This window comes from Streptococcus taoyuanensis (assembly GCF_029589235.1).
Classification (GTDB): domain Bacteria; phylum Bacillota; class Bacilli; order Lactobacillales; family Streptococcaceae; genus Streptococcus; species Streptococcus taoyuanensis.
The window spans coordinates 23461-43013 of the sequence record NZ_JARQVW010000014.1 but is presented as its reverse complement, the minus strand read 5'-3'; the positions used below and the strand labels follow the sequence as shown (position 1 = coordinate 43013).

Sequence of the window (19553 nt, the reverse complement as noted above, 5' to 3'; positions counted from 1 at the left end):
ATGGTTGGGATAGGAGATGAAACATGAATGCAAAACAGCGATTAAATCGCTTGAAAAACTATGAGACAGACGTAGAAACGTTAAATAATGAATTGATAGCGTTAAAGTCATTAGTTCTAAAAGGACAAGTTCTTTCCCATGATCCAATAAGGACAAAGAGAGGGAACAAAACGGAAGAATTAAATGTCAGTATAATCGATAAATCGGATCAGATCTATCAAAAAATTGAGCAGTTACTAGATGAGCGAACAGAAACAGTAGAAGCGATTGAGAGGCTGGGAGATCCACTAGAGAAACTTGTATTAAGGTATTTCTATATTCATGGTTATTCAAGGGAAAGAACAGCACGAACGCTAGACCGTTCAGCAAGCACAATCAGCCGTGTTAAAAGTAGCGCAATTCGTAATTTAGAGGCTATTTTAGCCCCTGTTGTTAAATAACGGGGCTATAGTTCATTCAGAAAGAGGACGCGCCCTTTTTTGTACGAAAAATTCCCTTTTTGGAGAAACAAAAATCTATCAAAAATGATATAATTACACTGTGAAACACCATTACCTCTTCTATTTATCTTGTTGTGAAAGAAGGTTACAAATTGTTCGAGTTAAATAAAATCATAGGTATAGACGACAGTCGTAACAACATTCTAGTTACACTAACAGACGGACGTTGCGCTTTGGTTGATTTAGAGCGTAAAGGGTTTGTTGTCGAGGTTTTATTGGATTCATTTTTAAAATGGCTGAGCTTTTCGGATAACTACATTGAGGAAGATGTTGATAATGTAAAAAGTATTTTAGCCAACCCTCAAGGAGTTGGTTATGGTCCACTTGCTGAAAGCTATATATCCGACACGAAAGTGAAGCAAGAATTTGACAAAATAAAAAAAGAAATCGGCTATGAATATTAAGCACCTAGAGAAATCTGAGTGCTTTTTCTTTTCTTTTACGAATAATAAAGCAGGGGGTGATATGGTCTAATTTATATAGACATGAAAAAGCGGTCAAGATATGCTATAATTTAACTATGTGGTAGGCGGTCGAGCACCCATTGGTGCGCGGTGGCCTACCATTTTTTGATATGATATATCAAAAGCACGCGCCTTTTTTGTGTTTAAAATTCTTTTAAAGACTTTTAAAATGTGAAAAGTGTACAAAATATGATATAATTCAAGTAGGTGGTAGGCCTTCGAGTACCCATTGGTACGCGGACGCCTACCATTTTTCAAGATAAAAAAAGCACCCTTTGAGGGGTGCTAGATCTTGCCTGCTGAACTCGTTAATTAATAGATACCCTACGGGGTATTTTTTTGTTCAGTGATTTGTGGAGTTTGAATGGAAGTCTAAGGATACTAAATGAGCCTTTAAAAACCGAAAAACGCTATTAAATCAAGGGTTACAGCCTCTTAATGTACTCTAATAAATGTTTTAAGAAATAAAGAACTAAAATCTTACAATTCTAGTTTGTTTCTTGTCCTTATGAATTCTTTTTAGAGAGCTATTCGTTTAGCTTTTTCGTTAACTCGGGTGGTGATGCTGCACCGTCGTATCCTGGACGAGAAGGGTTGCTAAAAAGATCAGTGCAATCAGAATAAAGAGCCAAATAATAGCGAAAATAAATGTTAAGAACATAGGACCACCCCTTCTATTTTATTTACAGCTCTACTATAACACTTAGAGAAAGCGCTGTCAAAATCTATGCTGCGCGCTTTTAAACTCTTTCAAAATTCAGAATAGTCTTGCGATGGGGATGAAAAAAACCAGCCGTTTCCGACTGGTTTAAATGATTTGCATAACTCTTAGCTCAATGCATCATCCATAGAAAGAACTTCGTGGAAGACACGTTGTGTCAATTCAGTTTTTTGTTCTGGAGTAAGGTATTTGGTGTTGACGCAGTATCCAGAGATACGAACGATAACATCTTCACCAGACATGATCTTTTCGTAAACATCGTTCAAGTCCATAACGTTCAAGTTAACGTGTTGTCCACCGTTTTCGAAGTAACCGTCAAGGATGGTTACCAAGTTATCAACTTGTTCGTCTCGAGTTTTACCAAGAGCACGAGGTGATACTTGAGTTGTCAATGAGATACCGTCAGCTGCATAACCAAAGTCAAGGCTAGAAAGTGAGTTCAAGTTTTGCAACCATCCACCTTTCGCTTTGTTAGATGGGTTAGCACCTGGTGAGAAGAATTCCAATTTAGACAAGTTCACAGAACCATCTTCGTTGAGGTATACCCCTTTGTGGACTGGTGAGTTACCAGTTTGTTTAGAGTAAGCAACGTTAGAAGTGATGGTAAGAAGTGAAACAGTTGCTTCAGCGTTCTTGTAAAGTTTGTGGCTGCGAAGACGAGTAGTGTAAGCTTCGATCAACCATTCTGCCAATTCGTTAGAACGTGGGTCATCTTCACCCCAACGTGGGTATTCACCGATTGTTTCGTAATCGTAGATGTAGCCATCTTCGTCACGGATTGGTTTAACAGTAGCGTATTTGATTGCTGACAAAGTATCAACAGTGTTAGCGAATCCACAGATACCGAATCCCATGTTAGCGCGTTGGTGAGTTGGCAAGAAGGCCATTTGAACAGCTTCGTAGTTGTACTTATCAGTCATGTAGTGGATGATGTTCAAAGCATCTACGTAAGTGTCTGTCAACCAGTCAAGAGATTTTTCGAAGTTTGCTTTAACAGATTCGAATTCAAGAACTTCGTCACGGATTGGATCGATGTCAAATACTTTATAGTCTTTATGAACATCGTCGTAACCACCGTTCAAACCAGTAAGAAGAGCTTTAAGAACGTTAACACGAGCACCGAAGTATTGGATGTTGTGGCGTTGTTCTTCGTTTTCTGGGTCAAGTGGAGATACACAACATGAGATACAGCTCATTTCACCGTATCCGTCTTTGGCCATTGTTGTTACACCTTCGTATTGGATAGAAGAGTGTTTGTGGCTCATGTGCATACAGTAGCGACGGAAGCTATATGGCAATTTGTCAGTCCAAAGAACTGTCAAGTTTGGTTCTGGAGAGTTACCGATGTTGTCCAAAGTGTTCAAGAAACGGTAGTCCATCTTCGTAACACGGTGACGTCCGTCGTTACCCATACCAGCCATAGAAGTTGTGATGAAGGTTGGGTCACCTGAGTACAATTGGTCGTAAGCTTTTGTACGAGCAAATTTAACAGTACGCAATTTCATAACGAAATCGTCAACGAATTCTTGGATTTCTGATTCAGTAAATGTACCACGAGCCAAGTCACGTTCAGCGTAGATATCCAAAACGATTGGCACACGTCCAAGAGAAGTAGCAGCACCGTTGATCACACGGCAGACAGCCATGAAGGCGATGTTTGTCCATTGGATTGCTTCTTTTGTATTGAAGGCAGGACGACGCACATCTACACCATAAAGGTCACCCAATTTAACAACTTCTTGAAGTGCTTGGTATTGAAGGTTTACTTCTTCACGAAGACGGATTGATTCTTCATCGATTTCAGTAATAGAGTTCCAGTCGCTTGCTTTTTCAGCCATCAAGTAGTCAGCACCGTAAAGAGCCAAACGTGCATAAACCCCGATGATACGTCCACGAGAGTATGCATCTGGAAGACCAGTTACAGTGTGAGCGTGACGTGCACGACGGATGTTTGTAGTATAAGCACGGAAGATACCATCGTTTACAGTTGTAACGTATTTTGTGAAGATTTCATGAACTGCTGGATCTGGTTCGTATCCATTTTCTTTCAAAGTAGTTTCCGCCATACGGATACCACCACGAGGCATGAAGTTCAATTTGAACAATTCATCATTTTGGATACCGAAGATCAATTCGTTTTCTTTGTCGATATATCCAGCTGCGATATCAGCGATAGATGTTGGACGGTTATCGTATGGGAAACGAGTTTCTTCGTAATGAGCTTTTGTTTCTTCAACAATCTTCTTGATGTGAAGAGAACGTTCAGTTGGACCAGCTAGGAAGCTTTCATCTCCATCATAAGGTGTGTAGTTAGCTTGAACGAAGCGAGAAACGCTTGCTTTTTCTTTCCAATCTTCACCTTTGAAGCCTTCCCAGGCTTTGTCAAAAATATCTTGTGCTTCAACGACTGTTTTAACAACCATTTTTATTTTCCTCTATTGTCTTTCTAGCAACTATATCTGTTGCACTTACAATAGTAGTATACCATACAGAAACCGGTTACACAAAGACAAATTGCGAAAAATAGCAGATTCTTTTATAATACAGTTTCAATTCTTCTGTGATACTGTACTACATTTTTGAAAATGAACACGAATTTCCATCAATTTTCATGTTTTTAGGAAGGGCCGATTTTTGCAATTCTAAAATTTTCTTCTTATAATAGAAAAAAGGAGGTTGAAAAATGCTGATATTTCCATTGGTGAATGATACGAGTCGCAAGATTATTCATATTGATATGGATGCATTTTTTGCTGCCGTCGAAGAAAGAGATAACCCTAGTTTAAAGGGGAAGCCTGTTGTAATTGGCCAGGACCCTCGTCAATCAGGAGGGAGAGGTGTGGTCTCGACCTGTAACTATGAAGCAAGGAAATATGGCATTCATTCGGCTATGAGTTCCAAAGAAGCGCTGGATCTTTGTCCCCAAGCGATCTTTATCTCTGGAAATTATGAAAAATACCGAGAAGTGGGCGAGCAGGTTCGTGAGATTTTCAAGCGCTATACAGATCTCATCGAGCCCATGAGTATTGACGAAGCCTATCTAGATGTGACGGAAAATAAAATCCAGAGCAAATCAGCTGTCAAAATCGCTCGCTTGATTCAGCATGCGATCTGGGAAGAGCTGCATCTCACAGCTTCAGCAGGTGTCTCTTATAATAAGTTTTTGGCCAAGATGGCGAGTGACTATCAGAAACCCCATGGCCTAACGGTGGTCTTGCCGGAGGATGCCGAGGATTTCCTTAGCAAGATGGACATTGCCAAATTTCACGGGGTAGGAAAGAAGACAGTGGAGCGGCTGCATGAGATGGGGGTCTATACTGGCGCGGATCTTTTAGCCATTTCGGAGATGACCTTGATCGATCGATTTGGGCGCTTTGGCTATGATCTCTTTCGTAAGGCGCGAGGGATTCACAATAGCCCTGTCAAGAGCCATCGTATCCGCAAGTCGATCGGAAAAGAGCGGACCTACCGCAAGCTCCTTTATGCTGAAGATGATATTGTAGAAGAAATTGCCAATCTGTCCAGTAAGGTAGCCCAATCGCTGGAAAAACACGGCAAGCAAGGAAAGACCTTGGTTTTAAAAGTGCGCTATGGAGACTTCACCACCCTGACCAAGCGAATGACATTGACGGAGCCAACACGAGAGGCTGAGCGGATCAATCGTTCCGCTCGCCAAATTTTTCAAGAAATCGAATCGACAAATACTGGAATCCGCCTCTTGGGTGTCACCATGACCAATTTCGTGGATCATACCGAGTTGCCTTTAGTGGAAGAAAAAGAAAACGACTAGTTTGTTCACTAGTCGCCTAAGATTGATGACAAAGTCATCTTAGAAACTTTCCTTAGGTGAGTACGGACGTCAGCGAACTTCTACGAAGTTCCATGACTTAGTTTTGAACCTAAAGTTTCAAAACTCCCGAGTGCTAGAAACCATAGTGTTTCTAGCACTTTTCTCACGGCGGAAAGTTTCAGCTGTATTTGAATGAGCCTTAAAAAATATATTATTTTAATTTTTGGGGTATCAATTAGGTTGTTTGACATCAAAAAAGGCTGCAATTTCTTCTTCAGTCAGTCCGATCATAGGAGAGATGGTGTGGAGATTATCTTCAGTCAGTCGATAGACAGTCGGTTCATCAGGCTCAGCCTTCTTTACAACAGTCCCTTCCTTGCTTCGTGCGGATTCGACTGTAGCAGAAGCTGTGGCAACAGCTGGAGAAGAGTCTTTGGTTGCCTCACCTCCATCCAGGTCCTTGAAGCGCTCCACCAAGTAGGTCTTGCGCGCTGTACCTGTATTTTTAGTAGCGAAATCAAAGGCGCTGTATTCTCCTAAGAGAATCAGCTTGCTCTTTGAGCGCGTGATGGCGGTATAGATCAAATTACGCTGCAACATCCGGTGGCTTTGATTGGTAATGGGTAAAATCACCACAGGAAATTCGCTTCCTTGCGATTTGTGAATACTCATCGCATAGGCTAAGCGAATCTTGTACCATTCATTGCGCGGGTAGACGATTTCATTGCCATCAAATTGGATAGTCAATTCATCTTGCTTGGATTCTGTATATTTTCCTGGGAGAAGATCGGTAATGTAGCCGATATCTCCGTTAAAGACATTGCTTTCTGCATCATTGACCAGATGGATGACCTTGTCTCCATCGCGGTATTGGCAGTCTGGCGTGTCAAAGACGACCTGATCTTTGACAGCTGGATTGAGAAGGTCTTGCATGAGCGTATTGATATTGTCAATGCCGGCCTGGCCCTTGTACATGGGTGCCAAGACTTGGATATCTCGAGCAGGGATTTGACTACGAAGGGCAGCAGAAGTGATTTGTTCGATCATCTTAGGGATGTGTTCGCTTCCGGCTTCGAAATAAGAGCGGTCGGCTTTTCGTTCTGTGAAATCTTGAGGAAGCTTGCCCTGGCGAATATCTCCTGCTAGTGAGACAATGGTCGAGTCCTCACTCTGTCGGAAAATATGTTCCAGTTTGGTCTGAGGGATGCTCGGAATCTGCAAGAGATCAGCCAAGACCTGACCAGGGCTGACGGAAGGTAATTGGTCGGCATCTCCCACAATCAAGAGTTTCGTATCCGTTGCAATGTTGCTAAGTAATTGATTAGCCAGCCAGGTATCAACCATGGAAAATTCGTCCACAATGATAAAGTCTGCATCCAGATAGTCCTCTAAGTGGCTGGTGTCATCATCTCCTGTCATCCCCAAATGGCGGTGGATGGTGGCGCTCGGAAGTCCTGTCAGCTCATTCATGCGCCTAGCTGCCCGTCCCGTTGGAGCAGCCAAGAGGATCGGCAGGTCTTGTTTCTTGCGAAGATCCAGTTGGTGGAGTTGGGCATAGACACTGATCATCCCATTAATAACGGTAGTCTTTCCTGTCCCAGGACCCCCAGTGAGGATAAAGACCTTGTTTTGGATAGCCTGGTGAATGGCCTCTTTTTGAATGGCATCGTAGCGAATCCCCAGATCTTTTTCAACCGCCTCGATAGCCCGGTTGATTTTCTCGGCTTCAAATGAAGCTTGCTTTCCTTTTTCCAACAATCGACCAATATGGCTGCGAATGCCTTCCTCCGCAAAGAAGAGGCTGTTGTCAAAGATCTTGGTGTCCACATTTTGAACCTTGTCTTCCTCAATGAGGCGTCCTAATTCTTGGGCGACAGTGGAAGGATCCAATTCTATTGGCCGAGCTGATTCTAACAGGTCAATGGTATAGCGCAGGAGATCCTTGGCTTCGATATAGGTATTTCCAGTCTCGATAGAGTAGCTAAAGAGGCTGTGGATCAGACCCGCGCGGAAACGCTCAGGAGCGTCACTAGCAATGCCCAATTCTTCTGCCAATTGGTCCGCGATTTTAAAGCCCATGCCTTGGATATCTTCCACCAATTGGTAGGGCTGTTGCTCCACGATCTGGAGGGTTTCTTCTTTATAAAAGTCTTGGATCTGAAAGGCCAATTTATTGGGAATGCCATAGTTGGCTAGTTGGGCGAGAATGCGCTCTGTCCCGTAATTCTGACGGAGTTTTTCTACAAAAGCCAGGCGGTTTTTCTTGGAGAGGCCTGTGATTTCTTCTAATTTTTCAGGGGCCTCCAAAATTTTGTCAATGGTATCGTCCCCATAGAGGTCCACGATTTTTTGGGCTGTTTTGAGACCAATTCCTTTAAAGTGATCACTAGAAAAATATTTCACTAAGCCCTTGCTAGAGGGTTTGGCACGTTCATAGCGACTGATTTTGAGCTGCTCTCCGTATTTAGGATGATGGACCAGCTCCCCCCAGAAGGTGTAGTCTTCGCCTTCCATGATATCTGCCATGGTGCCCGTCACAATAATCTCAAAATCATTAAAGTTTTCGGCATCGGTATCGCTGATATCGAGCAAGAGGATTCGAAAAAAACTGCTAGGATTTTCAAAAATAATGCGCTCAATAGTACCAGAAAAATAATATTCCATCATTTCTTTCCTTTTTATAAAGCAAGGCTGGGACATACTTGTCTCAGCCTCAGTCTGTTAATCTATACTAATAAGTTTTGAAAGGGTAGATCGGCCATAGTCTAAAGACGGCTTGCCCTTTGATTTGTTCTTTCTTGAAAGCTCCGACCTGACGGCTATCTTTTGAAACGATCCGGTCATCTCCAAGTAGGAGGTATTCATCGTCGAGCAACTTCAAGGTAAATTTAGGATTGCCATCCTTGTCTACTGTAAAAGCTTGGGCTGTATTGGCCAATTGGCGGAAGAGTTCTCCGTTTTCTTCGAACCCTTTTCCAGTGTAGGTCGATTGCAATTTATCTTTTTTGAAACGAGCAATGTAGTCTTTCAAATAGGGCTCATTGGTCTTTTTCCCATTGATGTAGAGGGTATCGTTATCGTATTGGATGGTATCTCCAGGAAGACCGATGACCCGCTTGACAATGTCCTTGGTTTTGCCGTCGTCGTCTTTTTCATTGGCAACGACAATGTCGAAACGATCAATTGAGAGGTGGTTGACCACAAGGAGATACTCGCTATCTGCTAGGGTTGGATCCATCGAATGGCCGTCCACCTTGACCGGAGCCCAGAGGTAGATGCGAGAGGCGATAATGAGACCAACAATAATACTGAAGAGGCCCCATTCTTTAAGGAATCTCACCACTGGTGAGCTAGATGACTGTTTTGAACTTCTTTTTGACATAACTTATCTTTCTAGTAATTTCTTTGCTTTTTCTGTGTTTTTAAAATGGAGTTTGGCACAATAACCCAGAGCCTTCATCCCGTAGGTCTGAAGCAATTTAGCAGCGACTTGGTCTGACTTCGCCCCTGCTCCACTAGGGAGATTAAAGCCCAGTTCCTTGCCCAGATCTTCTAGATTTTGAAGGAAGAGATTGCGGGCGATGATGGAACTAACTGCAACCGCTAAATATTTGCTTTCTGCTTTTTCTTCCAACTCAATGGCTTGGGTGACCTGATTTTTTTCAGCTTTCACGTATTTTTGGTAGTTTTTAGCCGTCGTAAAGGCATCGATCACAATTCGTTCTGCTTGGATTCCTTTATTCAATAGAAGATAGATAGCCTGATTGTGCAGGGCCACTTTGACCGAAACAGCATTGTAGCCAGAAGCAATGACTTCATTGTACTTCTTTGGAGACAATAAGAGTGCTTGGTGCTGGATGTTTTCCTCAAGGAGAGGAGCCAATTGCTGAATTTTTCGATCATCCAAGGTCTTTGAATCCCCAACACCGAGCTTTTTTAGCCAGTCGTGCTGGTCAGGTGTGACAAAGGATGCAACGACGGTGAGTCCACCAAAATAAGAGCCGTTTCCAACCTCGTCGGTTCCGATCATGGCTAAATCTTGTCCTGCAGATGAAGTAGTAGAACCTTTAGGGTTCTCAGCATCTTGCCCGAAAAAGGCCAGGTAAGGAGTCAGGTCATTGCCCTGAAGCAAGACTTTTCCAGACTTGTAGATCGAAACGGTCGCTCCCTCTAGTCGAAAGAAATAATCCATATGAGGATTCTTGCTTTGAGAGAGAGAACGGCGATAGGTATGGACAAAATCAAGGATTTGCTCCTGTGTTGGAGTGAGTGTCATACTTTCCATAACCACTATTGTACCACAAATTCAGGGAGAGAGGGAGCAAAAAGAAAGAAAGAATCCACTGGAAAATCCCTGTGAAGAGGGGCTTTGCTACTGACAAAGCTAGCCATTTTTGATATAATACCGTGAGGTGATTTTTATGGCGAGCTTAAATAGATATAAATTTACATTTGGAAACAAAGCGCTCACTTTAACAACCAACCATGATAATTTGTTTATGGAAGAAGTCGAACGTGTTGCGAAAGAAAAATACCAAGCAATTAAGGAACAAATGCCAGAGGCAGATGATGAAACCATCGCGATCCTATTGGCAGTAAATAGTTTGTCCATGCAACTAAATCGCGAGATCGAGTTTGACGACAAAGAAAAAGAATTAGATGATTTTCGTCGCAAGGCTTTAGACGACTTAAAGGATAAATCATCCAAATAAGAGGAGATACATGTTAACTTTCTTAATCTTATTGATTTTGGCATGGAGCTTTTATATTGGCTATGCAAGAGGGATTATCCTCCAGTCCTATTATTTTCTAGTGACCTTAGTGGCCCTCTTGATTGCAGGTGGCAGCTACAAGGGACTGGCCAAGGTGTTGTCTCTATGGGTTCCTTTTTCGAGTCCCACCCAGCAATCGGTGAATTATTTTTATGCCAACCGCTACCTATTTCAATTAGATGACATCTTTTATGCAGGTTTAGCTTATGTGTTGATTTTTGCGATGATCTACCTGATTGGTCGTGTGATCGGGATCTTTATGCACTTGGTACCCCAGCCAGAAAAACTGGAGGATCGCAAGTATCAAATTGGAGCGGGGGTGATCGCCGTCGTGATAACTCTTTTGGTCATTCAAATGGGCTTGACTGTCCTCTCAACGGTTCCCATGGCTTCCATCCAAAATAGACTCAATGCAAGTGGATTGATCCGCTTTATCATCCTTCATACCCCGATCAGTTCCAGTCTGTTCCACAACTTGTGGGTGACTGCGATTATCGGAGCTTAAGGAGCAAAAATGAAGAAAGGAGTGAGACAAGTCCGATTTAAAGAAGGACGCTCACTTTTTTTGTAGGAGAAATATGAACAAAAAAATCTTAGATATTCTGGAGTTTGACAAGATCAAGCAACTCTTTGAACCCTATCTACAGACAGAACAAGGGGAGATGGAGCTAGCAGCCCTTACTCCAACTGATAAAAAAGAAAGCATCGAAACGGCCTTTATGGAGCTAGAAGATATGGAACAGATCCTCTTGGAAGAGCCTCGCTTTGCCGTGTCGACCATTCAAGATGTCCGTCCAGTGGCCAAGCGTTTGGAGATGGAGGCATCCCTCAATATCGATGAATTACTAGCGCTAAAAGCTGTTCTTCGGGTGACACATGAGCTTAAGGATTTCTACGACAACTTGGAAAATGTCCGTCTGGAAAGGCTCAATCGCCTCTTTGACAACTTGGTGGATTTACCACGCCTACAAGGTGGGCTTCAAGCTATCAACGAAGGAGGTTTTGTCGAGTCTTTTGCCAGCGAAAAATTGGCCAAAATTCGTCGTCGAATCCAGGAAAATGAACACCAGGTCAGAGAGATTCTACAAGATCTGCTGAAAAGCAAGGCCGATATGTTGGCGGATGCTGTGATTGCTAGTCGGAATGGCCGCAATGTTCTACCCGTAAAAAATACCTATCGCAACCGGATTGCAGGGGTGGTCCACGATATCTCAGCCAGCGGGAATACTGTTTATATCGAGCCTCGAGCAGTCGTCAATCTTAATGAAGAAATTGCCAACCATCGAGCAGATGAACGGTATGAAATCATTCAGATTCTGGAGGAATTGTCTGACACCCTGCGCCCTCACGCAGCAGAGATTGCTAACAACGCTTGGATTATCGGTCATTTGGACTTGATCAAGGCCAAGTATCGCTTTATGCGCGATTATAAGGCAGTGGTACCAGAGGTTAGCAGCAATCGCTCTATTCAGCTCTTGCAACTACGTCATCCCTTGATTGAAAATGCCGTCGCGAATGACCTGCATTTTACTGAGGACTTGACAGAAATTGTGATTACCGGTCCCAATACAGGTGGTAAAACCATCATGCTAAAAACGCTGGGACTAGCGCAAATTATGGCCCAGTCTGGTCTTCCCATCCTAGCGGATCAAGGTAGTCGTGTGGGCATCTTCTCACAGGTCTTTGCAGATATTGGAGATGAACAATCGATCGAGCAGAGCTTGTCGACCTTCTCCAGTCATATGACCAATATCGTATCTATCTTGAATCAAGTGGATACCGCCTCCTTGATCCTTCTGGATGAGTTGGGGGCTGGAACCGATCCTCAAGAGGGGGCGGGCCTTGCGATTGCTATCCTAGAAGACCTGCGTTTACGCGGGATTAAGACCATGGCGACAACCCACTATCCAGAGCTCAAGGCCTACGGAATTGAGACTGCAGGAGTGCAAAATGCCAGTATGGAATTTGACACAGCGAGTCTGCGTCCAACCTATCGCTTCATGCAAGGAGTTCCTGGTCGCTCCAATGCCTTTGAAATTGCCCGCCGTTTGGGCTTGTCTGAGACCATTATCCAGGATGCCATGAAGATGACCAATACGGATAATGATGTCAATCAGATTATTGAAAAATTAGAGGCGCAGACCTTAGAAAGTCGCAAGCGCTTGGATACCATTCAAGAGGTCGAACAAGAAAATCTCAAATTCAATCGCGCTCTTCGAAAACTCTATAACGAACTGACCCGAGAGAGAGAAACAGAGCTCAATAAGGCGAGAGAAGAGGCCAAGGAAATTGTGGACATGGCCCTCTCAGAGAGTGACCGTATCCTTCAAGGGCTTCACGCTAAATCCCAGTTAAAACCACATGAGATCATTGAGGCCAAGGCTCAGTTGAAAAAACTAGCGCCTGAAACCGTCGACCTTTCTAAAAACAAGGTCTTGAAAAAAGCCAAAAAGGCGCGTGCTCCTAAGGTAGGAGATGAAATCTTGGTTATCAGCTATGGCCAACGCGGAACCCTGGTCAAGCAACTCAAAGATGGTCGCTGGGAGGCGCAAGTCGGCTTGATCAAGATGACCTTGGAAGAAAAAGAATTCAACCTCATCAAGGCTGAAAAAGAAGCGGCTCAACCTAAGAAACGCCAGGTGAATGTCGTCAAACGTTCGAACACGAGTGGGCCGAGAGCGCGTCTGGACCTCCGTGGAAAACGCTATGAAGAGGCCATGCAAGAGCTAGATGGCTTTATCGATCAGGCTCTGCTCAACAACATGGCCCAAGTCGATATCATCCACGGGATCGGGACGGGAGTCATCCGTGAAGGGGTGACAAAATACCTCCGCCGCAACAAGCATGTCAAGAGTTTTGAATATGCCCCACAAAATGCAGGTGGAAGCGGCGCAACCATTGTCACGTTTAAAGGCTAAGTTAAGCCCTAGTTGTTCATCAGCTAGATCCAGATTGAAGAAAAAGTTATCTTAGAAACTTTCCTTAGGTGAGTACGGACGTCAGCGAACTTCGAAGAAGTTCCATGACTTAGTTTTGAACCTAAGGTTTCAAAACTCCCGAGTGCATGAAACAATTATGTTTCAGGCACTTTTCTCACGGCGGAAAGTTTCAGTATTTGTCTGAATGAGCCTATTAGTATGTATCAATTTTAATTATTCTATATCAGTTAAGTTGTTTTAAGTAAAAATTTTATCTACATTCTAAATCCTAGCTGTTTATCAGCTAGGGTTTTTAAAACTTTATAAAATGAAAATGATTGAAAAATATTGAAAGCGATCCGTTTTCAAATCTGATTTTCAGTAGGTTCTCCCTTTTAAAAGTGCTATAATAGAGGCAATGAATGATTTGGGAGGATACGCATGCGTAAACGTGAAAGTGCAGATTCGTGTACAACGATTCTAGTCGGAAAAAATGCTAGCTATGATGGTTCGACCATTGTAGCACGAACAGAGGATTCTCAAAATGGCGTTTTTACGCCTAAGAAATTAATCGTGGTCAAACCAGAAGATCAACCGCGTCATTACAAGTCTATTTTATCATCTTTTGAAATCGACTTGCCAGATAATCCAGTTCGCTATACGGCGGTTCCAGATGCCATTCCTAAAGACGGGATCTGGGGAGAAGCTGGGATCAATATCTATAATGTCGCCATGAGTGAGACAGAGACCATTACGACCAATAGCCGTGTGCTAGGGGCCGATCCTCTTGTAGAGAGTGGCATCGGTGAGGAAGACATGCTGACCTTGGTCTTGCCTTATGTCAAGACTGCCCGCGAAGGGGTTTTGCGTCTCGGAAAGATTTTAGAAGAGTACGGAACCTATGAATCTAACGGGATTGCGATTTCAGATGTGAATGAAATCTGGTGGTTGGAAACCATCGGAGGTCACCACTGGATGGCGCGCCGTGTTCCAGATGATGCCTATGTGACCAACCCGAACCAACTGGGAAGTGATTATTTTGAATTTGGAAATCCAGGCGAGTTTCTCTGTGACCCAGATCTTGAAAATTTTGTCACAGAGCACCATTTGATTCTGGATCAAGAAGGAAAAGGTTTTAATCCACGCTATGCCTTTGGTAGCCAAAAAGACAAGGACCGTCACTACAATACACCGCGGGCTTGGGCCATCCAGCGTTTCCTTAATCCTGAAATTGAGCAGGATCCACGGAGCTTTGAGATTCCTTGGTGTCAAAAACCCTATCGCAAGGTGACGATTGAGGATGTGAAATATGTCTTGAGCAATCACTACCAAGATACCATCTACGATCCTTATGGACCGGAAGGAGATCACGTGAGTCAGAGGACTTTCCGAACAATTGGGATCAACCGGACCAGCCAGACAGCGATTCTGCAATTGCGTCCCAATAAACCACAAGAAACGACAGGCATCCAATGGATTTCTTATGGTTCGATGCCTTACAATACAGCCGTTCCTTTCTTTACCCAAGTGGATACAACGCCAGATTACTTTGCCAATACTACGGCTAAGGTGACAACGGATTCCTTCTACTGGGCTAACCGGATTATTGCAGGACTAGCAGATCCTCACTATGCCCACCATGTTGGGGATCTAGATGATTACCAAGAATCGACAATGGCCTGGGGACATGCACGTATCAATAAAGTTGATCGTGCCCTTGCAGCAGGTGAAACCGTCGATTTTGAGGCTGAAAACCAAGCCATGAGTGATCAGATTCAAGAAGCGACGGATCAACTCTTGGACAAGATTTTGCTCGATGCTAGCAACCTCATGACCAATCACTTCTCTTTGAGTGATTAAAAACCGTACATTTGCAGAAACCTTGCAAGATATTTTCATGAATCGTTGACAAAGCATTGAAAATCGATTAAAATAGAGAAAATTACATACGACCGAATGAAGTTTGCAGGAGCGTGAGTGACTGTGAATGGACGGAACTCTGGAGAGACCAGAAATGGCACCGAAGGGGCAAGGTAGAGGATGCATCTACTCAAACTCTCAGGTAAAAGGACAGAGCGAAAAATAGGGGAAGTCCCCTATTTTAAGCAGGACCAGAGTACATGTTTGACATGTACTCTTTCTTTTTCTCATTTCTGTCGAGCGGTCGATAAAAAGGAGACAGAGAATGGATCATGTATTGCAGTTTTTTCAGCAACTCGATAATTTAGTATGGGGCGCCCCACTTTTGGTGCTCTTGGTAGGGACAGGGATCTACCTGACCCTTCGTTTGGGCTTGCTTCAGATACGCTATCTTCCAAAAGCCTTTCGCTTGATCTTTACAGAAGATGAGGGGCATGGGGATATCTCGAGCTTTGGAGCCCTTGCGACGGCCCTAGCTGCCACAGTGGGAACAGGCAATATCGTAGGGGTAGCGACAGCGATTCAGACAGGTGGTCCAGGGGCCCTCTTTTGGATGTGGATGGCGGCCTTCTTTGGAATGGCGACCAAGTATGCAGAAGGGCTCTTAGCCATTCGTTATCGGACCAAGGATGACAATGGCCACATCTCAGGTGGTCCGATGTACTACATTCTTCACGGGATGGGGGAGAAGTGGCGACCCCTAGCTATTTTCTTTGCGGTTGCAGGTGTTCTGGTGGCTCTCTTTGGGATCGGAACCATGACCCAGGTCAATTCCATTACGGGATCTCTCCAAGCGAGTTTTGGTACGGCTCCAGAAGTGGCCAGTGTAGTGATTGCTCTGGTGGTTTCGACCATCATCTTTGGTGGGATTCACTGGATTTCAAAAGTTTCTGAAAAAGTGGTTCCTTTTATGGCTGCTGCCTATATCTTTGCGACGGTTGCAATTATTGTTTTGCATCTTGATCAATTGCTTCCAGCCTTAAAATCGGTCTTTTCAGGTGCCTTCACAGGGACTGCAGCCATGGGAGGTTTTGCAGGAGCAACGGTCAAAATGGCCATCCAAAAAGGGGTGGCGCGTGGAGTTTTCTCCAATGAATCTGGTCTCGGATCTGCACCCATTGCAGCAGCGGCGGCGAAGACCAATGAACCTGTCGAGCAGGGCTTGATCTCGATGACAGGAACCTTTATTGATACCATTATCATCTGTAGTTTGACAGGACTTTCGCTCTTGGTTTCAGGTGAGTGGATGGCGAAGGGCAGCACGAGTACCTTGACCCAGGATACGTTTACAGGAGTCTTTGGCCCAGTTGGAGGCATTATCTTAACGCTGTGCTTGGTGCTGTTTGCGACAACGACCATTCTTGGATGGTCTTACTATGGAGAACGGTGTTTCGAATTCCTGTTTGGTGTCAAACATATCAATCTCTACCGGATCTTCTTTGTCTTAATGGTTGGACTAGGCGGTTTCCTAAAATTAGATCTGGTCTGGGTCATTGCGGATATCGTTAATGGGCTTATGGCTCTGCCCAACTTGATTGCCCTACTAGCTCTGTCACCTGTCATTATCAAAGAAAGCAAACGCTACTTTAAGAAATAAGAAAACCCAGATCGCGAGGTCTGGGTTTTCTAGTCTATTTGAGATAGGATCTTTTAATAGCGTTTTTCTTTTGGCCAGCTGCTCATTTCTGCGATAGCAGTGAAGAGCACATCTGTCGAAGAGTTGAGAGCTGTTTCGCAAGAGTCTTGAATGACCCCGATGATAAAGCCGACACTGACGACTTGCATGGCCAAATCATTGGTGATGCCAAAGAGGCTACAAGCAACAGGGATGAGAAGGAGAGATCCTCCCGCAACTCCGGATGCCCCGCAGGCTGAGATGGCTGCCACAACACTGAGGATAAGCGCTGTTCCAAAGTCAACCTGAATCCCTAAAGTATTGGCTGCTGCAAGGGTTAAGGTATTGATAGTTACCGCTGCACCTGCCATGTTAATGGTCGATCCAAGAGGGATAGAAACAGAGTAGGTATCTGGATTCAGCCCCAATTCTTCACAGAGACGCATGTTGACAGGGATGTTGGCTGCAGAACTTCTGGTGAAGAAGGCGGTCACCCCACTGACGCGAAGGCATTTAAAAACAAGGGGATAGGGATTTTTGCGGATCATGAAAAAGACGATCAATGGATTGATGACCAGAGCGACAAAAGCCATCGTTCCCACCAATACTACCAAGAGAATCCCGTAGTTACTAAGGGCACTGAGTCCTTGGCCAGCGATGGTCGTGAAGACCAAACCTAAGATCCCAAATGGAGCTAGGTTGATAATCCACTCGACAATTTTTGAAGTGATGTCTGCTAGGGTTTGTAGGAGGTCTTTACTATGTTCACTCGCCTCTCTCATGGCAATTCCAAACACAGTGGCCCAAGAAAGGATCCCAATGTAGTTGGCTTGCTGCAAGGCGTTGACCGGGTTGTCGACGATCTTGAGCAAGAGGTTACTAATCACTTCGCCAATCCCGTTTGGAGAGGATCCTTCAGCGGCCTTTCCAGTCAGGGTAATGGTGATGGGGAAGATGTAATTGACCAAAACAGCGACGAAGGCGGCTGCAAAGGTTCCTAGGAGATAGAGGACGATGACCTTTTTCATATTGGTCTCTGTCCCTTTTTGGTGTTGGGAGAGGGCATTTGCGACGAGCGCAAAGACCAGAAGAGGTGCGATCGCACGGAGCCCCCCAACAAAGAACTCTCCTAAGAGTCCAATGCCAGTTGCTTTCGGGAAGATAAGTGCTAGGATGACTCCAAGTACAATCCCGATTGCGATCCTTTTCATAAGGTTGGTTTTATTCCAAGTGGTAATCAATCGATGAATCATGTAGGACCTCCTTAAAAAATAATTAAGGAATATTATACGATAGTTAGGGGGGAAAAGCAATGAAATTTTTAAAAAATAGCCTTATTTCCGAATATTTGATATAATCATACTATTCTTTCTTAGAAAGGCCCGAATAAATGAGTCAAGCTTTCCAACGTTATTTCAGTAAAATAGACTGGACGAAGATTTTTGATGATCTGATATCAAAATGTATCTCTCTGATTTTTGTCTTTCTTTTATTTTTTATTGCTAAAAAGGTCATCCATAGCCTGGTTAAGCGGATATTAACCCCATCCTTTAAGTATACGGTGCAGGATGAAGCCCGTAAAAATACGATTCTCCGTTTGGTTGAGAGCCTCTTAAACTATTGTTTGTATTTCATCTTGATCTACTGGATTTTGTCGATTCTAGGTCTTCCGGTCTCTAGTCTTTTGGCTGGTGCTGGGATTGCTGGGGTGGCGATTGGGATGGGAGCCCAGGGCTTTCTTTCCGATTTGGTCAATGGTTTCTTCATCCTTTTAGAACGCCAGCTGGATGTGGGAGACAATGTTCGTCTCACGAATGGGTCTATTAATATTGCCGGCATCGTCAGCAGTGTCGGGATTCGGACGACCCAGGTGCGAGACTTTGATGGGACTCTCCACTTTGTTCCGAATCGCAACATCACCGTCGTCAGCAACCTCTCGCGTGGAGATATGCGCGTGCTGGTGGATATTCCACTAGATGCGAATACTGATCTTGACAAGATCTACCAGGTCATCGCTCAGGTCAACCAGTCTCAACAAGACAAACACCCAGAAGTGTTGACAGGTCCTACCATTTTAGGCCCACAGATTGAAAAAAATGGTCGCTACTCCTTCCGTATTGCGATGACCGCTCAAAATGGAACCCAGGTTACTGTTTACCATACTTACTATAAACTCTATCATGATGCCTTGATGGAAGCAGGAATCAACCTTCCAACAGGAAATAACGGAATCATGTAAAAAAAGCTCAGAAATATTTTTCTGAGCTTTTTTAATCGATGTTACGATCTTAAGTGGCAGTATTTGTCATCCAAATATTTAATCTGATCCCAAATCTTTCGAGCCTCAGGTGGCAAGATCAATAATTGCTTGCGCAATAGGGCGGTGATTTCGAGATCCAATGATTCGATCGGGAGGGCTATGGCTACGGAACTTTTTGCCCTTTGGATCTTGTTAATGCAGTGTTGGATGTGCTGGCAAGCAGTACAAGTCTGTGCTTGACGGCTTGCTGCAATCTCCTGACGCATATCAGAAAGCAGTTGCATCAATTCAGACTTAAGGAATTCAATGGTAGTTGACTTGTCTTGAGCAAAATAAAACATAAGCGCACCTCCTTTTGCTATAGTTTAATACTAATTTATTAAAAATGCAAGGGGGTAAAGTAAAAAAAATAAAATTTTTTTAGAAAAAGATACAGAAATAGAGATGGCTCAAATTTCTCACCACTAATGACGGTTAAGATTCCCTTCTTTAAAAATGATTTTCCTCCCTTGGAACCAATTGTCCTTAAAGAGATCAGTAGCTACAAAAAACTCCTGAAACACATTGGTTTCAGGAGTTGAGAGGCTTTGACC

Annotated in this window: 15 protein-coding genes and 1 riboswitch; of the genes, 9 read left to right on the top strand and 6 right to left on the bottom strand. The window is 43.8% G+C overall.

The features are described 5' to 3' along the window. The first annotated feature begins 23 nt into the window (after positions 1 to 23). Together P5Y91_RS08620 and P5Y91_RS08615 are read left to right on the top strand one after the other, a co-directional pair. Positions 24 to 440 carry a DUF1492 domain-containing protein gene (locus P5Y91_RS08620; RefSeq protein ID WP_277839270.1) on the top strand — a complete coding sequence of 139 codons (417 nt, stop codon included), beginning with the start codon at positions 24 to 26 and terminating at the stop codon, positions 438 to 440. 152 nt (positions 441 to 592) lie between these two features. Next, a complete protein-coding gene (locus P5Y91_RS08615; protein WP_277839269.1) occupies positions 593 to 904 on the top strand; it encodes a hypothetical protein in 312 nt (103 codons plus the stop codon). Positions 905 to 1792: 888 nt separating this feature from the next. On the opposite strand, the gene pflB is transcribed toward P5Y91_RS08615, so the two are convergent. Further along, a complete protein-coding gene (gene pflB, locus P5Y91_RS08610) occupies positions 1793 to 4108 on the bottom strand; it encodes a formate C-acetyltransferase (protein WP_277839267.1) in 2316 nt (771 codons plus the stop codon). Between the two features lie 260 nt (positions 4109 to 4368). Here pflB and dinB point away from each other — a divergent pair, with 260 nt between their 5' ends. Next, positions 4369 to 5475, top strand: coding sequence for a DNA polymerase IV (dinB, locus tag P5Y91_RS08605; protein ID WP_118227823.1), 1107 nt, complete (start codon positions 4369 to 4371; stop codon positions 5473 to 5475). A gap of 231 nt (positions 5476 to 5706) precedes the next feature. Here dinB and recD2 read toward each other — a convergent pair whose 3' ends face one another. The 3 genes from recD2 to rnhC form a co-directional block, all read right to left on the bottom strand. Further along, a complete protein-coding gene (gene recD2, locus P5Y91_RS08600; protein WP_118396447.1) occupies positions 5707 to 8139 on the bottom strand; it encodes an SF1B family DNA helicase RecD2 in 2433 nt (810 codons plus the stop codon). A 67-nt stretch (positions 8140 to 8206) separates the two neighbouring features. Further along, entirely contained in the window at positions 8207 to 8857 is a 651-nt protein-coding gene (gene lepB / locus P5Y91_RS08595; protein ID WP_003008799.1) for a signal peptidase I, read from the bottom strand. Between the two features lie 3 nt (positions 8858 to 8860). Continuing rightward, positions 8861 to 9760, bottom strand: coding sequence for a ribonuclease HIII (rnhC, locus tag P5Y91_RS08590; protein ID WP_118227825.1), 900 nt, complete (start codon positions 9758 to 9760; stop codon positions 8861 to 8863). Positions 9761 to 9896: 136 nt separating this feature from the next. On the opposite strand from rnhC, the gene P5Y91_RS08585 reads away from it, so the two are divergent. The 5 genes from P5Y91_RS08585 (at position 9897) to P5Y91_RS08565 (ending at position 16682) form a co-directional block, all read left to right on the top strand. After that, complete coding sequence (locus P5Y91_RS08585) at positions 9897 to 10187, top strand: hypothetical protein (RefSeq protein ID WP_003005477.1); 291 nt, start codon at positions 9897 to 9899, stop codon at positions 10185 to 10187. Positions 10188 to 10197: 10 nt separating this feature from the next. After that, positions 10198 to 10752, top strand: coding sequence for a CvpA family protein (locus P5Y91_RS08580; protein ID WP_021153876.1), 555 nt, complete (start codon positions 10198 to 10200; stop codon positions 10750 to 10752). A 73-nt stretch (positions 10753 to 10825) separates the two neighbouring features. Continuing rightward, on the top strand, positions 10826 to 13165 hold the full coding sequence (locus P5Y91_RS08575) for an endonuclease MutS2 (protein WP_277839265.1): 2340 nt from the start codon (positions 10826 to 10828) through the stop codon (positions 13163 to 13165). 441 nt (positions 13166 to 13606) lie between these two features. Continuing rightward, positions 13607 to 15025, top strand: a complete 1419-nt coding sequence (locus P5Y91_RS08570) for a C69 family dipeptidase (RefSeq protein ID WP_118396451.1) — start codon at positions 13607 to 13609, stop codon at positions 15023 to 15025. A gap of 129 nt (positions 15026 to 15154) precedes the next feature. After that, a riboswitch (glycine riboswitch) is annotated at positions 15155 to 15249 on the top strand. 101 nt (positions 15250 to 15350) lie between these two features. After that, entirely contained in the window at positions 15351 to 16682 is a 1332-nt protein-coding gene (locus tag P5Y91_RS08565) for an alanine/glycine:cation symporter family protein (RefSeq protein ID WP_118396453.1), read from the top strand. 53 nt (positions 16683 to 16735) lie between these two features. Here the strand turns inward: P5Y91_RS08565 and sstT are convergent, their stop codons facing one another. Next, positions 16736 to 17953 carry a serine/threonine transporter SstT gene (gene sstT / locus P5Y91_RS08560; RefSeq protein WP_277839264.1) on the bottom strand — a complete coding sequence of 406 codons (1218 nt, stop codon included), beginning with the start codon at positions 17951 to 17953 and terminating at the stop codon, positions 16736 to 16738. Between the two features lie 137 nt (positions 17954 to 18090). Here sstT and P5Y91_RS08555 point away from each other — a divergent pair, with 137 nt between their 5' ends. Further along, positions 18091 to 18939: a mechanosensitive ion channel family protein gene (locus P5Y91_RS08555; RefSeq protein ID WP_277839263.1), complete on the top strand. Its 849-nt coding sequence runs from the start codon at positions 18091 to 18093 to the stop codon at positions 18937 to 18939. Positions 18940 to 18980: 41 nt separating this feature from the next. Here the strand turns inward: P5Y91_RS08555 and P5Y91_RS08550 are convergent, their stop codons facing one another. Further along, positions 18981 to 19301, bottom strand: coding sequence for a hypothetical protein (locus tag P5Y91_RS08550; RefSeq protein ID WP_118396457.1), 321 nt, complete (start codon positions 19299 to 19301; stop codon positions 18981 to 18983). Positions 19302 to 19553: the final 252 nt, after the last annotated feature.

Excerpts from the sequence above, each read along its gene's own strand:
- P5Y91_RS08570 (WP_118396451.1), top strand. The coding sequence starts at position 13,607 with ATGCGTAAACGTGAAAGTGCAGATTCGTGTACAACGATTCTAGTCGGA.
- rnhC (WP_118227825.1), bottom strand. The coding sequence starts at position 9,760 with ATGGAAAGTATGACACTCACTCCAACACAGGAGCAAATCCTTGATTTT.
- dinB (WP_118227823.1), top strand. The coding sequence starts at position 4,369 with ATGCTGATATTTCCATTGGTGAATGATACGAGTCGCAAGATTATTCAT.
- P5Y91_RS08550 (WP_118396457.1), bottom strand. The coding sequence starts at position 19,301 with ATGTTTTATTTTGCTCAAGACAAGTCAACTACCATTGAATTCCTTAAG.
- P5Y91_RS08585 (WP_003005477.1), top strand. The coding sequence starts at position 9,897 with ATGGCGAGCTTAAATAGATATAAATTTACATTTGGAAACAAAGCGCTC.
- P5Y91_RS08555 (WP_277839263.1), top strand. The coding sequence starts at position 18,091 with ATGAGTCAAGCTTTCCAACGTTATTTCAGTAAAATAGACTGGACGAAG.
- P5Y91_RS08620 (WP_277839270.1), top strand. The coding sequence starts at position 24 with ATGAATGCAAAACAGCGATTAAATCGCTTGAAAAACTATGAGACAGAC.
- P5Y91_RS08580 (WP_021153876.1), top strand. The coding sequence starts at position 10,198 with ATGTTAACTTTCTTAATCTTATTGATTTTGGCATGGAGCTTTTATATT.
- sstT (WP_277839264.1), bottom strand. The coding sequence starts at position 17,953 with ATGATTCATCGATTGATTACCACTTGGAATAAAACCAACCTTATGAAA.
- lepB (WP_003008799.1), bottom strand. The coding sequence starts at position 8,857 with ATGTCAAAAAGAAGTTCAAAACAGTCATCTAGCTCACCAGTGGTGAGA.
- P5Y91_RS08565 (WP_118396453.1), top strand. The coding sequence starts at position 15,351 with ATGGATCATGTATTGCAGTTTTTTCAGCAACTCGATAATTTAGTATGG.
- pflB (WP_277839267.1), bottom strand. The coding sequence starts at position 4,108 with ATGGTTGTTAAAACAGTCGTTGAAGCACAAGATATTTTTGACAAAGCC.
- recD2 (WP_118396447.1), bottom strand. The coding sequence starts at position 8,139 with ATGGAATATTATTTTTCTGGTACTATTGAGCGCATTATTTTTGAAAAT.
- P5Y91_RS08575 (WP_277839265.1), top strand. The coding sequence starts at position 10,826 with ATGAACAAAAAAATCTTAGATATTCTGGAGTTTGACAAGATCAAGCAA.